This is a genomic window from Pseudomonas caspiana (genome assembly GCF_040224095.2).
In the GTDB taxonomy this organism is placed as follows: Bacteria; Pseudomonadota; Gammaproteobacteria; order Pseudomonadales; family Pseudomonadaceae; genus Aquipseudomonas; species Aquipseudomonas caspiana.
Genome location: NZ_CP167995.1, coordinates 4454346 through 4468740, shown reverse-complemented (window position 1 = coordinate 4468740; position 14395 = coordinate 4454346). Strand labels below are relative to the sequence as shown.

Annotated in this window: 15 protein-coding genes; 7 read left to right on the top strand and 8 right to left on the bottom strand. The window is 56.5% G+C overall.

The genetic code is table 11. The features are described 5' to 3' along the window. Positions 1-88: 88 nt before the first annotated feature. Positions 89-1153: a recombinase RecA gene (gene recA / locus ABRP31_RS20230; protein WP_027901813.1), complete on the top strand. Its 1065-nt coding sequence runs from the start codon at positions 89-91 to the stop codon at positions 1151-1153. Positions 1154-1159: 6 nt separating this feature from the next. Further along, the gene (gene recX / locus ABRP31_RS20225; protein WP_087273962.1) at positions 1160-1627 is read left to right on the top strand and encodes a recombination regulator RecX; all 468 of its coding nucleotides are present in this window, start codon (positions 1160-1162) and stop codon (positions 1625-1627) included. Positions 1628-1630: 3 nt separating this feature from the next. Here the strand turns inward: recX and ABRP31_RS20220 are convergent, their stop codons facing one another. Further along, entirely contained in the window at positions 1631-2746 is a 1116-nt protein-coding gene (locus ABRP31_RS20220; RefSeq protein ID WP_349970267.1) for a TIGR00730 family Rossman fold protein, read from the bottom strand. Between the two features lie 299 nt (positions 2747-3045). After that, the gene (locus ABRP31_RS20215; RefSeq protein ID WP_087273967.1) at positions 3046-3456 is read right to left on the bottom strand and encodes a quorum-sensing-regulated virulence factor family protein; all 411 of its coding nucleotides are present in this window, start codon (positions 3454-3456) and stop codon (positions 3046-3048) included. 238 nt (positions 3457-3694) lie between these two features. Here ABRP31_RS20215 and ABRP31_RS20210 point away from each other — a divergent pair, with 238 nt between their 5' ends. The 3 genes from ABRP31_RS20210 (at position 3695) to ABRP31_RS20200 (ending at position 5749) form a co-directional block, all read left to right on the top strand. Continuing rightward, positions 3695-4405 (top strand): tRNA-uridine aminocarboxypropyltransferase, encoded by a 711-nt coding sequence (locus ABRP31_RS20210; protein WP_349970265.1) that lies wholly within the window; start codon positions 3695-3697, stop codon positions 4403-4405. A 246-nt stretch (positions 4406-4651) separates the two neighbouring features. Further along, a complete protein-coding gene (erdR, locus tag ABRP31_RS20205; protein WP_087273969.1) occupies positions 4652-5302 on the top strand; it encodes a response regulator transcription factor ErdR in 651 nt (216 codons plus the stop codon). An 81-nt stretch (positions 5303-5383) separates the two neighbouring features. Then, positions 5384-5749 (top strand): diacylglycerol kinase, encoded by a 366-nt coding sequence (locus ABRP31_RS20200; protein WP_087273971.1) that lies wholly within the window; start codon positions 5384-5386, stop codon positions 5747-5749. Here the strand turns inward: ABRP31_RS20200 and ABRP31_RS20195 are convergent. Next, positions 5746-6681 carry a LysR family transcriptional regulator gene (locus ABRP31_RS20195; protein WP_087273973.1) on the bottom strand — a complete coding sequence of 312 codons (936 nt, stop codon included), beginning with the start codon at positions 6679-6681 and terminating at the stop codon, positions 5746-5748. The genes ABRP31_RS20200 and ABRP31_RS20195 overlap by 4 nt on opposite strands. A 121-nt stretch (positions 6682-6802) precedes the next feature. Between ABRP31_RS20195 and fpr the strand changes: the two genes are divergently transcribed. Continuing rightward, positions 6803-7582, top strand: coding sequence for a ferredoxin-NADP reductase (fpr, locus tag ABRP31_RS20190; RefSeq protein ID WP_002554680.1), 780 nt, complete (start codon positions 6803-6805; stop codon positions 7580-7582). A 112-nt stretch (positions 7583-7694) separates the two neighbouring features. On the opposite strand, the gene tsaA is transcribed toward fpr, so the two are convergent. From tsaA to rimO, 5 genes are all read right to left on the bottom strand, one after another. Continuing rightward, complete coding sequence (gene tsaA, locus ABRP31_RS20185; RefSeq protein WP_349970261.1) at positions 7695-8399, bottom strand: tRNA (N6-threonylcarbamoyladenosine(37)-N6)-methyltransferase TrmO; 705 nt, start codon at positions 8397-8399, stop codon at positions 7695-7697. A 121-nt stretch (positions 8400-8520) separates the two neighbouring features. Continuing rightward, positions 8521-8982, bottom strand: coding sequence for a DUF1456 family protein (locus tag ABRP31_RS20180; RefSeq protein ID WP_349970260.1), 462 nt, complete (start codon positions 8980-8982; stop codon positions 8521-8523). A 65-nt stretch (positions 8983-9047) separates the two neighbouring features. Further along, positions 9048-9758 carry an rRNA pseudouridine synthase gene (locus ABRP31_RS20175; protein WP_087273978.1) on the bottom strand — a complete coding sequence of 237 codons (711 nt, stop codon included), beginning with the start codon at positions 9756-9758 and terminating at the stop codon, positions 9048-9050. A gap of 235 nt (positions 9759-9993) precedes the next feature. Further along, entirely contained in the window at positions 9994-10452 is a 459-nt protein-coding gene (locus ABRP31_RS20170) for a GNAT family N-acetyltransferase (protein WP_349970258.1), read from the bottom strand. A 371-nt stretch (positions 10453-10823) separates the two neighbouring features. After that, the gene (gene rimO / locus ABRP31_RS20165; protein ID WP_099269061.1) at positions 10824-12167 is read right to left on the bottom strand and encodes a 30S ribosomal protein S12 methylthiotransferase RimO; all 1344 of its coding nucleotides are present in this window, start codon (positions 12165-12167) and stop codon (positions 10824-10826) included. Positions 12168-12439: 272 nt separating this feature from the next. On the opposite strand from rimO, the gene ABRP31_RS20160 reads away from it, so the two are divergent. After that, positions 12440-14338, top strand: a complete 1899-nt coding sequence (locus ABRP31_RS20160; protein WP_349970257.1) for a potassium transporter Kup — start codon at positions 12440-12442, stop codon at positions 14336-14338. Positions 14339-14395: the final 57 nt, after the last annotated feature.

Here is a 14395-nt window from a genome sequence, read left to right as displayed (position 1 = left end):
CGCTCAACCCTGTGGAATAATACTGTCTACTTATACAGGTGTTGTGGCCGTCAGGCCCCTAATTGAATTTGATTACGTGAGGACTTCAATGGACGACAACAAGAAGAAAGCCTTGGCTGCGGCCTTGGGTCAGATCGAGCGTCAATTCGGTAAAGGTGCCGTAATGCGCATGGGTGACCATGACCGCCAGGCGATTCCTTCTATTTCCACCGGTTCGCTCGGCCTGGACATCGCGCTGGGTATTGGTGGTTTGCCGAAAGGCCGTATCGTAGAAATCTACGGTCCGGAATCCTCCGGTAAAACGACGCTGACGCTTTCGGTTATCGCCCAGGCCCAGAAAATGGGTGCAACTTGTGCGTTTGTCGATGCCGAGCACGCTCTCGATCCGGAATACGCAGGCAAGCTGGGCGTCAATGTTGATGACCTGCTGGTTTCGCAGCCGGACACCGGCGAGCAGGCACTGGAAATCACCGACATGCTGGTGCGCTCCAACGCCATCGACGTGATCGTCGTCGACTCCGTTGCCGCTCTGGTGCCAAAGGCCGAGATCGAAGGCGAAATGGGTGACATGCACGTGGGTCTGCAGGCTCGTCTGATGTCTCAGGCGCTGCGCAAGATCACCGGCAACATCAAGAACGCCAACTGCCTCGTTATCTTCATCAACCAGATCCGTATGAAGATCGGTGTGATGTTCGGTAGCCCGGAAACCACCACCGGTGGTAACGCACTGAAGTTCTACGCTTCGGTACGTCTGGATATTCGTCGTACGGGTGCAGTGAAAGAGGGCGACGAAGTCGTCGGTAGCGAAACCCGTGTCAAGGTCGTCAAGAACAAGGTGGCTCCGCCGTTCCGTCAGGCTGAGTTCCAGATTCTTTACGGTAAAGGTATCTACCTCAATGGCGAGATCATTGATCTGGCGGTGCTGCATGGTTTCGTAGAGAAATCCGGTGCCTGGTATAGCTATCAAGGCAGCAAGATCGGTCAGGGTAAAGCCAACTCGGCCAAGTTCCTGGCGGATAACCCGGAAGTCGGCGCCACGCTCGAGAAGATGATTCGCGAGAAGCTGCTGACCCCAGGTGTAGATACCAAGTCTGAAGCCTCTCGTGCACCAGCGCCAGCTGATGACATGGCCGAAGCTGACGTTGATATCTGATAGATCATGTCAGCGGTACTTGATACACCCGTCGCCGTAAGGCGCACCGCAATGGACCTGCTCGCACGACGCGAGCACGGTCGTGTCGAGCTGACGCGCAAGCTGCGTCAGCGCGGCGCAACTCCTGAACTCATCGAACCTGCCCTCGACCGTCTTGTGGAAGAAGGGCTGCTGTCCGAAGCTCGCTATCTCGAAAGTTTTGTCTCGTACCGTGCACGTTCGGGCTACGGCCCTGCGCGTATTCGTGAGGAGCTGAACCAGAGAGGGCTGCAACGGGCGGAAGTCGAGCAGGCGATTCGGGAGTGCGGCTTCAATTGGCAGGAAAAAATGCACGAAACCTGGCAGCGCAAGTTTGCCGGGCAGTTGCCAGTGGATGCGCGGGAGCGCGCCAAGCAAGGGCGGTTTCTGAGTTACCGAGGTTATCCAATGGATATGATCGGCCGCTTGTTAAGCGGCCGTGGTGAGGATGACTGATTCTCAGGTCTCTTTTGAAGACTCTGATTGCCGGGTCTTCAACTCTGCTGTTGGCTGAACCCAGTTTTCTTGCAGGTTTATATAATCTACCAATTCCCGTAAGCGCCCTTGGTTGCGTCCGCTGAAGGTAAACACCAGGCGCGTCAGATGGCTGAAATCCGCTTCGTGCTCTTCACCCTGATAGGCGTGTTGCTGGAAATCTTCAGCCAGACGCAGATCGGCGAAGGCTTCCTGCATATGTGCAATGGCCTGCTCGGTAAGCGGGTGATGCATGCGAATAATGAATTTATTCTTCAGCCAACGGCTTGAATGGAAATTGCTGTAAAACTGATGGATCTCCTCAACGGCGTCTTCCGCGCTGTAGACCAGACGCATTAGCTTCATGTCGTTGGGCAAGATGTAGCGATTGTCTTCCAACTGATTCTTGATGAAATCAAGTGCGCTCTGCCAAAAGCTCCCGCCCGGCACATCCAGTAGAACGATAGGCACCAGCGGACTTTTACCCGTCTGAATCAGCGTCAGCACTTCAAGCGCTTCATCAAGCGTGCCGAAACCACCTGGGCAAAGCACCAGTGCATCGGCTTCCTTGACGAAGAACAGCTTGCGGGTAAAGAAGAAGTGGAAGGGCAGTAAATTTCCGGTCCCTTCGACCGTGGCATTGGCGTGCTGCTCGAATGGCAGGGTGATATTGAAGCCCAGGCTGTGATCAAGCCCGGCGCCTTCGTGTGCCGCAGCCATAATGCCGCCACCGGCACCGGTAATGACCATCAGATCTGCTTTGGCCAGCAGTCCGCCAAGCTCTTTGGCCAGCGCATACAGTGGATGCTCAACCGGCGTGCGCGCCGAGCCAAATACCGTCACCTTGCGACGTCCGCGGAATTGCTCAAGCACTCGAAAGGCGTTGTCCAGTTCGCGCAAGGCTTGCAGAGTGATTTTTGCGTTCCAGCGATTGCGGTCATCCTGAGCCATGCGCAGCACGGTCAGTATCATGTCGCGATAGAGCGGAAGGTTCGGGCTGTTGGGGGCTACCAGATTGATCTGTTCCTCGATCTTGCTGGTGAGGTCATTGCCGTTTTTTTCAAAGTGGCTGCTTAACAGGTCATTGGGTACATAAGGCATTAAGGGCTTCTCCGTGCGCGAAATCATCGCTCCAGCCCGCACCGTAGTCTGAAGCGTGACGCTTATTCCAATTCGATAATGTGCCTAGCCTGCCTGGAACTGGCAACGTTTGTTTATGGCATCAAATTTCAGCTGGGCAAAATGAGGGACGTGGGCGGATGGAAGAGAGGGCACACAGAGGACTGGCGGGCAGTGACTAAAAATCTGTAGGAGCTGCCGAAGGCTGCGAATATCTGCGTGTAAGAAATAACACTTTCGCAGCCTGCGGCAGCGCCCACATGACAAATCTTGTTATGTCCTTACTTCTTGACCGAGCAGTCGCTGGCCTTGAAGACCTGGCTGGTCACCGGGCGGTTGGTCTTGTATTCAGTGAATTGATACTTCAGTACCGCACCTTTGGTCATCAACTGGCGATAGCCATTGTTGTGGCAAACACTGTTACCTAATTGATTGCGGACCGCATCGGGGTTGGCGCGCATTTGCTGGGCCTGGCCTTCACGAACACTCAAATGATTGATCAACTGGTTGCCTTCAACCGTATAGCCCTGATCAAGAATGTCCTCATTGATGGCCCGTGGCGTGCCGACGCTGCTTTCCTTCGCAACTTTTTCGAGCATTTTGCTCAGTTCGAAATCCTGCTTCGACGCCGCTTGGGCGAAGAATGGGGCGGCGAGCAGCAGCGTGAGGGTGGGGACGGTAAGGCGCAGCATTAATTTCTCCTGATTCAGTGACTGGCCCGTTGGACCGGTGACTTGGACGTATGTTCAGCAGGCAGCAGAGCTGGATGCGCGTGAATGGGGGAGAAGTATAAGGATGACGGGCAGTGAAAGCGATTCGTCCATCGACAGTGCGGGCGGGGAGGGGCGCAGCTCTGATAAACTGCGCGGACTTTTCAGCCCTCCGAGTTATCGCAGTGTTCACGCTCTCCTTTCATCGACGCATGCCTTCATGAGCCACGCTGTTTCTCGTCTGCGCGACCGCCGACTGGCGCAGAGTACCAAGCCGTTTATTGCCCGCGGGTCACGCGCCCCTCGTTGCAATCAGTGCCGGGTCATTCCCGATTACTGTCTGTGCGGGTGGAAGCCCAATGTGGCTGCAAACTCCGCCATGTGTCTGCTGATGTATGACACCGAGCCGCTGAAGCCAACGAATACCGGCTGGTTGATTGCGGATGTGATCGACGATACCCATGCCTTTGGCTGGTCACGTATAGACGTTGACGAACAATTGCTGGCGCTGCTGGATGATCCGCAATGGCAGCCTTACATTGTTTTTCCCGGCGAGTTTGTTGCTCCGGAACGGGTGGTCAATCGAGTCGTCCAGGAGGAAGGCAAGCGACCGCTGTTCATTTTGCTGGACGCAACCTGGACCGAAGCGCGAAAGATGTTTCGCAAGAGTCCTTACCTGGAACGTTTTCCGGTGCTCAGCCTTGAGCCGGAACAAATGTCTCGCTACCGCTTGCGGCGCTCCAAGCGTGACGATCATTTCTGTACGGCCGAAGTGGCTGCGCTGTGCCTCGAGCTGGCTGGAGATACGCAGGCCAGTGGTGTGCTGGATGCCTATCTGGATGTATTTACCGCCCACTATCTGGGGGCGAAGTATCAAAAAGCCATTGATTCGGACGATGTGTCGCACACTCATCTAAAGGCTTTTCTTTGAAGGGATAATCTTGCGCTGCGAGTTACCCGCAGATAAGCACACAATAACCGCTGTTTGCGGCCGGGTTAATGCTTGACCACCCCGGTTTCGCTGGGCATGCTGGCGCCGCATAAAGAGCCGGACACGTGTTTTTTGAAACGTCGGGTTCGCGCTGTGTGTTGTAGCAACAAGCGTTTGCTGGCATCTGCCAATGCCTTGCTGGGTGCTGAATGGATCGGCACTCACTTATGAGTACAGGAACACCCCATGACTTACGAAATCCTGATTGCCGATGACCATCCGCTGTTTCGCAGCGCGTTGCATCAGGCGTTGAGCCTTGGCCTTGGCCCGGATGTGAGGCTGGTGGAAGCCGATAGCATCGCTCAGCTGGAAACCCGGCTGGGTGAAAAAGCTGACTGGGATCTGGTGTTGCTGGATTTGAACATGCCGGGTGCCTATGGTTTTTCCGGTCTGGTGCTGTTGCGCGGGCAATATCCACAGATTCCGGTGGTGATGGTGTCGGCGCAGGAAGAAGCGGCGATTGTCGTCAAATCCCGGGAGTTTGGAGCCAGTGGTTTCATTCCCAAGTCCAGTCCGCTGGAGACTATTCAAAAGGCCGTGCGTACGGTTCTTGAGGGAGATGTCTGGTGGCCGCCGCAGGTCAACGAAATCGTCAGTGTTTCTGATGAAGCCAAGGCTGCTAGCGCTGGTCTGGCCAGTCTGACGCCTCAGCAGTTCCGCGTACTGACCATGGTCTGCGAAGGGTTGCTGAACAAACAGATTGCCTATGAGCTGACCGTTTCTGAAGCAACGATCAAGGCCCATGTCACGGCGATTTTCCGCAAGCTTGGAGTTCGCACACGGACCCAGGCCGCGTTGCTTTTACAACAGCTGGAATCCATTTCTCCGAACGGATAATCCAGGGCGCTGCAGGCGTTCACATTTTTTTGATCTGTCCTGAATTAGCTTCCATCATCTTTTTTGCACAGCAGCTTATCTATGTCTCCTTTCAAAGGCCAAACGGGCCTGAAACGTATCCTGAATGCCGCCGGTTATTCGTTCGATGGCCTGTCTGCGGCTTTCAAGGGTGAGGCCGCATTCAGGCAATTAGTGCTCCTCAACGTGATCCTCGTGCCGTTGGCTTTTATAGTCGACGTGAGCAAGGGCGAGCGGGCGCTGTTGATCGCTGTGTGCCTGCTGGCATTGATCGTTGAGTTGCTTAATTCAGCGGTGGAAGCGGCCATCGACCGCATCTCGCTGGATCTGCACCCTCTGTCGAAGAATGCCAAGGACATGGGCAGCGCGGCCCAGATGGTCTCGCTGACCATGATCGCTGCTGTCTGGTTATTGATTTTGTTTGGTTAAGTCACCGGGTACATGCTTGGCAGCACGATTTCGTCGCTGCGTTGCACACCTTCGGTCAAGGAGCGGCACAGGTCGAGAAACTCGCGCATGGCTGAGGTCTGGTACTTCTGCTTGTGCCAGATGAAGTAGAACTCTCGAGACAGGTCCAGCTCCGGCGTTTCCACTGCCACCAGGCTACCGCGTCGAATCGCATCCCTTAGGGCGAGCCGCGAAATACAGCCAATCCCCAGGCCCGACTCCACAGCACGCTTGATGGCTTCAGTGTGTTCCAGCTCCAGACGCACGTTTAGCGCATTGCGATGGTGACGCATCGCCTGATCGAAAGTCAGCCGGGTTCCTGAACCTTGTTCGCGCAGGATCCATGCTTCCTGCGTCAACTCTTCCAGGCTGGCATGCCCGCGCTTGGCCAGTGGATGCTGGGGCGAACAGAACACCACAAGCTCGTCCTCGACCCAGCGCTGCACCTCAATGTCGGGATGTGTGCAATCGCCCTCAATCAGACCCAGGTCAATTTCGTAATGGGCGACCTGCTGCACGATATGCGCGGTGTTCTGCACGTGCAGTTTGACCTGGCTTTCCGGGTGGCGCTGCATGAAGCTGCCGATCAGCAGGGTCGCCAGATAGTTGCCAATGGTCAGGGTCGCGCCTACCGCCAGCGAGCCGAAGCCGGACTTGCCATTAAGCAGGTCTTCGATCTCTTTGGCCTGGTCCAGCAGGGCGACCGCCTTGGGCAGCAACTGTCGCCCGGTGGCATTCAGGCTCAGGCGTTTACCCGCCCGGTCGAACAGTTGGCAGCTGGACTGGCGCTCCAGTTCAGTGATGGAGGTACTGGCCGCCGATTGCGATAGCGACAGGAGGATCGCAGCGCGGGAAACGCTTTCCTGCTGGGCGACGGCTACAAAAACCTGGAGTTGACGTAAAGTAAATCGCATATCTATATAACCGATTACCCATATCTTAATAATTCATTTAACAGATATTGTGCTTCCCACTAGAATACTGCGCAATAGCGTTCCTACCCGGCGCAAGCGAATCTCAGGAGTTTTCACGTAAATGAGCAACATGAACCACGAGCGTGTTCTAAGCGTCCATCACTGGAACGACACACTCTTCAGTTTCAAGTGCACCCGCGATCCAGGTCTGCGTTTCGAGAACGGTCAGTTCGTCATGATCGGTCTGCAGCAGCCAAACGGGCGCCCGCTCATGCGTGCCTATTCGATCGCCAGCCCGAACTGGGAAGAGCATCTCGAGTTTTTCAGCATTAAAGTGCCTGACGGTCCCCTGACTTCGCAGCTGCAACACTTGAAGGAAGGCGATGAGATCATCATCAGCAAAAAGCCTACGGGCACGCTGGTACTTGATGACCTCAAGCCGGGCAAGCATCTTTACCTGCTCAGCACAGGTACCGGTCTGGCGCCGTTCATGAGCGTCATTCAGGATCCTGAAACCTACGAGCGTTTCGAGAAAGTCATCCTGTGTCACGGCGTGCGTTACGTGAACGAAGTCGCCTATCGCGAATTCATCACCGAGCACCTGCCACAGAACGAATTCTTCGGCGAAGCGCTGCGCGACAAGCTGATTTACTACCCAACCGTTACTCGCGAGCCATTCGAGAACGAAGGTCGTCTGACTGACCTGATGCGTAGCGGCAAGTTGTTCAGCGACATCGGTCTGCCACCGATCAATCCTCAGGACGACCGCGCCATGTTGTGCGGTAGCCCGAGCATGCTCGACGAAACCAGCGAAGTGCTCAACAGCTTCGGTCTGACGGTTTCTCCGCGTATGCGTGAGCCAGGCGATTATCTGATCGAGCGTGCATTCGTCGAGAAGTAACCGCTGAAATTACGGAGTGGGGTGTGTTCGCACATTCCGCTGATGTGACAAACAAACCGCCTGGGGGTCACGGACCGGGCGGTTTTTTTGTGGGCGCAGATAAGTGGCCTGATCAGGCGTTCGCCAGCACGACTTCGAGTACCTTGATGACGCCGGGCTCCGGGTAGTGCCAGCGCACGTCCAGGTCCCAGAACTGCGCTCCATAGCGGCGTTCCGGGGGCGGTGTCTGATAGGCCGGGCGCGGGTCCTGTGCCAGGCATTGCTCGATCAACTCAATCAGCGGCTCATCCAGACGCAAGCCGTGTTGGTGCGCTTGCTTCAAGGCTGACTCATCCCAGTTCACCGGGATGAGCTCGGGTGCGGCGCTCGCAATAGCGTTGATGGCGCTCGGCACGCTGTCGGCATAAGGCACGTAAGGTTTGATGTCCAGCACTGGTGTGCCGTCCAGCAGGTCGATGCCAGACAAATACAGACGCCCGGCTTCGACCTTGTCCAGTCTGACCACAGATTGGCCAATGCCATTAGGACGGTGGGTGGCGCGGGTCGCGAATACGCCCATCGACTGGTTGCCGCCTAGTCGTGGTGGCCGCACTTTCAGGCGTGGCTTGTCTTCCAGAGCCAGATGAAAGAGGAACAGCAGCCAGACATGGCTGACCTGCTCCAGGCCCTGCACAGCGTCGCCCTGATCGAACGGCGCGACCAGTTCCAGCACGCCACGGGCTGCCGGGGCCAGTTGCGGCTGACGCGGGATCGCGAACTTCTCCTTGAAGCAGGAGCGGACGAAGCCGATGGGGGAGACGTTGTAGGAGTCAGTCATGGATTTGCGTAATCAGGCATCCGGTAGGAGCGAACTTGTTCGCGAGGCGCGGTATCGCGAAACACTGCCTCGCGAACAAGTTCGCTTCTACCGGGTGCGTATTGATTCAGAGTCACTGGGGTCAAGGACGAACCCGCAGGGTCAGGCCCTTGAGGAAGTTGCGCAGTAACTGGTCGCCACAGGTGCGGTAGTTGCTGTGGCCGAATTTGCGGAACAGTGCGCTCAATTCAGGCTTGGATACCGGGAATTCCACCGACTTCAGGATGGCATGCATGTCTTCTTCTTTAAGCTCGAAGGCAACGCGCAGCTTCTTCAATACGGTGTTGTTGGTGACGGGCAGCTCGACAGGTTGCGGCGGACGGCTGTCGTCCTTGCCGCGCTTGAAGATCACCAGACCATCCAGGAAGTGCGCCATGATTTCATCGCTGCAGTTCAGATAGCCTTCTTCATCTTCCTTCTTGGTGAAGGCAATGACCTCGGCCTTGGTAATCTCCAGTCCGCCGAGTTTTGTAATGTCGACAATTTTGCCGTCGCTGATATCAAGCATGTAGCGCACGCTGCGCAATACGTCGTTGTTCATCATGATGCGTAAATCCTGATAAGGCTGGGGTCACGCTGCATGATCGGGTCATGCAGCATTGAACTGAATTAGAACTTCTCTTTGGAAGTCATGTAGCGCCATTGGCCTTCTGGCAGCTTGCCCATGGATACGCCGCCGATGCGGATGCGGCGGACTGACACGATCTTCAGGCCCACGGCTTCACACATTTGGGCGATAACACCGGGCTGAGGGTTTTTCATCGCAAAACGCAGGCGGTTCTCGCTCTGCCAGCTGGCTTTGACCTTTGGCAGTTCGGTGCCTTTGTAGGTCATGCCGTGATTGAGACGGTTAAGGCCGTGGGCGACCATCTCGCCGGAGATTTCCACCACGTACTCTTGCTCGATCTTGCTGCGGTCATCGGTGAGCTTGCGCAGGATTTTCCAGTCCTGACTGAACACCATCAGGCCGCTGGCATTGGCCTGCAGTGTCGAGATGGGTTCAAGGCGCAGAAAATGACCCTTGAGTGGTCGTTTGCCAAAGCTGTGTTCTTCCGAGAGGGTCGCAGGCGTAATCAACGCGAGCGCATCGGCTTCGCTGAGAGCGGCTGGTTTGTGGAAGATGATGGTTACAGGCTCCGGCGCGTCGGCCTTGGCTTCGCGATCAAGGACGACGGTTTCGGCGTCGACCTTGTATTGCGGCTCATCAATGACTTTACCGTCCACGGTGACCCAGCCGCCTTCGATATACAGCTCAGCCTCCCGCCGGGAGCAGCCGGTCAGTTCGATCAGGCGTTTGGAGAGGCGGATGGGTTCTGACATGACAAAAAAGCCGTTACTTGAGAGAAAGGCCGACATTGTACCCGTGCGCGCCCGGTTAATCGCGGCAACATTGCAAATGGCTTGTAATCGGTCGTTGTGCTCGCGGCTAAAGCCGCCTCTATCAACCAAAATGCTGAATGCACTCTTGTAGGAGCTGCCGAAGGCTGCGATTGCATTCCGCCTGACACACCGCAATCGCCGCCTTCGGCAGCTCCTGCACGTTAGGGCGCAGTTATCAAAACCGCTGCTCCAGCCTCATCCGCAACATCGGATACGGCTGCCCAAGCCCGTCCACTTCCGAGCGGCTGATCACTTCAAAACCCTGCTTCAGGTAAAAACCCAGTGCTTGCGGGTTTTGTTCGTTGACGTCCAGTTCGCGAATCCCGAAGTGTTTGATGCTGTAAGCGAGTAGCTGTTTGCCCAGCCCTTGGCCGCGATGATCGGCATCAATGAAAAGCATCTCCAGCTTGCCGATGCTGACGCCAGCAAAGCCCGTGATGTTCAGGTGCGAATCCCGTGTGCAGAACAGTTTCACAGTATCCAGATAACGGGTCAGCAGCAGTTCTCTGAGCTGCACGATGTAAGCTTCTGGCAAAAAATCATGGCTCGCGCGGACAGCGCTCTCCCAGACCTGGATCAACTGCGGATAGTCATCTTTACCCGCGCTGGAAATCGCCGGATGCGGATGCTGCATGGTATTTGCTCCATTGAAGATCGTCTTGTGTTTCTGACACACCCTATCGCTCATCAGAAAATACAAGTATCTGATATGCAATGCTTTTCTGTAGGAGCTCACTCGCACCGCGAGGCAGCGATGGCGTCCTGTCTGATACACCGCTATCGCGGCCTCGCGGTGCTCGTGCGCTCCTACAGGTCAAATATTTGCCGCGAGACAGCGCGGTTTCAGGGGCGCGGGGCGCTCTTCTATAGAAAATGCATTTCACTTAACGGATTACATTCTGTTCGATAGAAGCAGTGCACACGGACTAGCTTAGCCCTTCGAAGCCAAAAAAAGCCCCGCCGTTTGAAGGGCAGGGCTTTTTTGTTACATCAGGCGATGGCGCGTCAGAGCGTCTCGGCCCACAGATCGTATTCATCTGCGTCGGTAACGCGGCACATTACCTTGTCGCCCGGCTTGAGGGTGCTGTTTTCATCCAGAGCGATGAACACGTTACCGTCGATTTCCGGCGCGTCGAAGAAGCAACGGCCTACAGCGCCTTGTTCGTCGACTTCATCAATCAGCACTTCGATTTCCCGGCCGATCTTCATCTGCAGGCGGGCGGCGCTGATGGCTTGCTGGTGAGCCATGAAGCGATCCCAACGGTCCTGTTTGACGTCGTCCGGCACAATGGCCGCGTCCAGCAGATTAGCGGGTGCACCCTCTACCGGTGAGTACTGGAAGCAACCGACGCGGTCGAGCTGCGCTTCGGTCAGCCAGTCCAGCAGGTACTGGAAGTCTTCTTCGGTTTCGCCAGGGAAGCCGACGATGAAAGTCGAGCGGATGATCAGGTCCGGACACTGTTCGCGCCAGTTCTTGATGCGTGCCAGGGTCTTGTCTTCGAATGCTGGACGCTTCATCAGCTTGAGAACTTTCGGGCTGGCGTGCTGGAACGGGATGTCCAGGTACGGCAGGATTTTCCCGGCAGCCATCAGTGGAATCAGCTCGTCAACGTGCGGATACGGATAGACGTAGTGCAAACGAACCCAGACGCCCATGGTGCTCAGGGCCTGGCAAAGTTCGGTCATGCGCGTCTTGACAGGAGCACCGTTCCAGAAGCCAGTGCGGTACTTGATGTCGACGCCGTAGGCGCTGGTGTCCTGAGAGATCACCAACAGCTCTTTTACGCCGGATTTGACCAAGCGCTGGGCCTCGTCGAGTACATCGCCTACCGGGCGGCTGACCAGCTTGCCGCGCATCGACGGGATGATGCAAAAGCTGCAGCTGTGGTTGCAGCCTTCGGAAATCTTCAGGTACGCGTAGTGGCGCGGTGTCAGCTTGACGCCTTGAGGCGGCACCAGGTCGATCAACGGGTTGTGATCGAGCTTCGGCGGCGCGGCGTCATGTACGGCGTTGACCACTTGCTCATATTGCTGTGGGCCGGTAACGGACAGCACGCTCGGGTGCACGTCACGGATCACGCTTTCATCAACGCCCATGCAGCCAGTGACGATGACTTTGCCGTTCTCTTTGATGGCGTCGCCAATCACTTCAAGCGATTCGGCCTTGGCAGCGTCAATGAAGCCGCAAGTGTTGACCACCACCACGTCGGCGTCCTGATAAGTCGGGACGACTTCGTAGCCTTCCATGCGCAGCTGGGTGAGGATGCGCTCGGAGTCAACCAAAGCTTTTGGGCAACCCAGACTTACAAACCCGACCTTGGGGGCGGATGGCGTGGTGACGGTGGACATTGACTAACCTCGGCGGAGATGTGGGCTTCGGCATGCAGCCGAGGCAACAGCTGGGCGCTGGTGCGCCTCTGATCAAAAAGTGCGCAATTCTAGCGATCAGCCCGGCGGTTGACCAGTGTTATGCAGAGAATTACGACGAGTGCTGCGCTATGCTTCGCGTCGTTACGAAATATGTCTGGTTTTTGCGTAGCCACCAGCACGCAATCTGTACGGGTGAGTCTGAGCACTGTCGTGTGTTTCTGCAGTTCAAACCCAGGTTTCAGGAGTGGTAGATGAGTCAAGCAAGCAGTCAGGCTGGGACCGGGCATCCAGTGTCAAAACCTTTCGCGCTATTGATAGCCGCAGTAGGTGTGGTTTACGGCGATATCGGCACCAGCCCGCTGTACACCCTGAAAGAGGTGTTTCAGGGTGGTTATGGCGTAGAGGTCACCCACGACGCAGTGCTCGGCATTCTGTCGCTGATCTTCTGGTCGTTGATCTGGGTCGTTTCGTTCAAGTACATGGCGTTCATCCTGCGTGCAGACAACCAGGGCGAGGGCGGCATCATGGCGCTTACCGCTTTGGCTCGCCGGGCGACGACCCGGTATCCGAAACTGCAAATGACCATGGTGGTTTTCGGCCTGTTCGGTGCCGCGCTGTTTTATGGCGACAGCATGATTACGCCCGCGATTTCGGTGCTGTCGGCCATGGAAGGGCTGGAGCTGGCCTTTGATGGCATCGACCACTGGGTGGTGCCGATGGCGCTGGTGGTGCTGGTTGCGCTGTTTCTTATTCAGCGTCACGGCACTGCGCGTATCGGGGTGTTGTTTGGGCCGGTCATGGTGACCTGGTTTGTGGTGCTCGGACTCTTGGGGATCAATGGCATCGTGCATCAGCCCGAAGTACTGCACGCCATGAACCCGCTGTGGGCCGTGCGTTTCTTTATTGTTCATCCGGGGATAGGCGTCGCAATCCTGGGCGCAGTGGTGTTGGCGCTGACCGGGGCAGAGGCGTTGTATGCCGACATGGGGCACTTTGGCCGCAAGCCGATTGCCCGTGCCTGGTTTGCTCTGGTGCTGCCCGCGTTGGTGCTCAATTACTTCGGTCAGGGCGCGTTGGTTCTTGAAGATCCAGAGGCAGCACGCAACCCGTTCTATCTGTTGGCACCCAGCTGGGCTTTGCTGCCGCTGATCGGCCTGTCGACGCTGGCGACAGTGATCGCCTCTCAGGCGGTGATTTCCGGCGCGTTCTCCATGACCTTGCAGGCTATTCAGCTCGGCTACATCCCGCGTATGCACATTCAGCACACGTCCAGTGACGCCCAGGGCCAGATCTACATCGGCGCGGTGAACTGGTCGTTGATGGTCGGTGTGATTCTGTTGGTGCTGGGGTTCGAGTCTTCGGGCGCTCTGGCTTCGGCCTATGGCGTTGCGGTGACCGGGACCATGTTCTGCACCACCATTCTGGTTTCGTCGGTGATGTTGCTGCTCTGGAAATGGCCTGCCGTTCTGGCCGTGCCGCTTTTACTGGCGCTGTTATTCGTGGACAGTCTGTTCTTCGCTGCCAACGTGCCGAAGGTGATTCAGGGTGGCGCGTTTCCCGTCATTGCCGGGGTGGTGCTGTTTATCCTTATGACCACCTGGAAGCGCGGTAAACAGCTATTGGTGGAGCGCATCGACGAAGGCGGGCTGCCGCTGCCGATTTTCATCAGCAGTATTCGTGTTCAGCCACCGCACAGGGTTCAGGGTACGGCGGTGTTTCTGACCGCGCGCAGTGATGCAGTTCCCCACGCGCTGTTGCACAACATGCTGCACAACCAGGTCTTGCACGAGCAGGTAGTGTTGCTGACGGTGGTGTATGAAGACACGCCTCGCGTGCCTGCGCAGCAGCGGTTTGAAGTCGAGGTCTATGGTGAAGGTTTCTATAGGGTGATCCTGCACTTCGGATTCATCGACGAACCGGACGTTCCTGCTGCCCTTGGCCTTTGTCATCTGGAAGAGCTGGATTTCAGCCCGATGCGAACTACGTACTTTCTCAGTCGTGAGACGGTGATTGCGTCGAAGATGGTCGGTATGGCTCGCTGGCGGGAAGGGTTATTCGCGTTCATGCTCAGGAATGCCAATGGTAATTTGCGGTTCTTCAAGCTGCCGTTTAATCGGGTGATTGAATTGGGGACGCAGGTGGAGATGTAGCCAGGCGGCACGCACCTACAGGTGTCCGCCTGTTGGAGCCAGGCTTGCCCGCGAGAT

Excerpts from the sequence above, each read along its gene's own strand:
- recA (WP_027901813.1), top strand. The coding sequence starts at position 89 with ATGGACGACAACAAGAAGAAAGCCTTGGCTGCGGCCTTGGGTCAGATC.
- recX (WP_087273962.1), top strand. The coding sequence starts at position 1,160 with ATGTCAGCGGTACTTGATACACCCGTCGCCGTAAGGCGCACCGCAATG.
- ABRP31_RS20220 (WP_349970267.1), bottom strand. The coding sequence starts at position 2,746 with ATGCCTTATGTACCCAATGACCTGTTAAGCAGCCACTTTGAAAAAAAC.
- ABRP31_RS20215 (WP_087273967.1), bottom strand. The coding sequence starts at position 3,456 with ATGCTGCGCCTTACCGTCCCCACCCTCACGCTGCTGCTCGCCGCCCCA.
- ABRP31_RS20210 (WP_349970265.1), top strand. The coding sequence starts at position 3,695 with ATGAGCCACGCTGTTTCTCGTCTGCGCGACCGCCGACTGGCGCAGAGT.
- erdR (WP_087273969.1), top strand. The coding sequence starts at position 4,652 with ATGACTTACGAAATCCTGATTGCCGATGACCATCCGCTGTTTCGCAGC.
- ABRP31_RS20200 (WP_087273971.1), top strand. The coding sequence starts at position 5,384 with ATGTCTCCTTTCAAAGGCCAAACGGGCCTGAAACGTATCCTGAATGCC.
- ABRP31_RS20195 (WP_087273973.1), bottom strand. The coding sequence starts at position 6,681 with ATGCGATTTACTTTACGTCAACTCCAGGTTTTTGTAGCCGTCGCCCAG.
- fpr (WP_002554680.1), top strand. The coding sequence starts at position 6,803 with ATGAGCAACATGAACCACGAGCGTGTTCTAAGCGTCCATCACTGGAAC.
- tsaA (WP_349970261.1), bottom strand. The coding sequence starts at position 8,399 with ATGACTGACTCCTACAACGTCTCCCCCATCGGCTTCGTCCGCTCCTGC.
- ABRP31_RS20180 (WP_349970260.1), bottom strand. The coding sequence starts at position 8,982 with ATGATGAACAACGACGTATTGCGCAGCGTGCGCTACATGCTTGATATC.
- ABRP31_RS20175 (WP_087273978.1), bottom strand. The coding sequence starts at position 9,758 with ATGTCAGAACCCATCCGCCTCTCCAAACGCCTGATCGAACTGACCGGC.
- ABRP31_RS20170 (WP_349970258.1), bottom strand. The coding sequence starts at position 10,452 with ATGCAGCATCCGCATCCGGCGATTTCCAGCGCGGGTAAAGATGACTAT.
- rimO (WP_099269061.1), bottom strand. The coding sequence starts at position 12,167 with ATGTCCACCGTCACCACGCCATCCGCCCCCAAGGTCGGGTTTGTAAGT.
- ABRP31_RS20160 (WP_349970257.1), top strand. The coding sequence starts at position 12,440 with ATGAGTCAAGCAAGCAGTCAGGCTGGGACCGGGCATCCAGTGTCAAAA.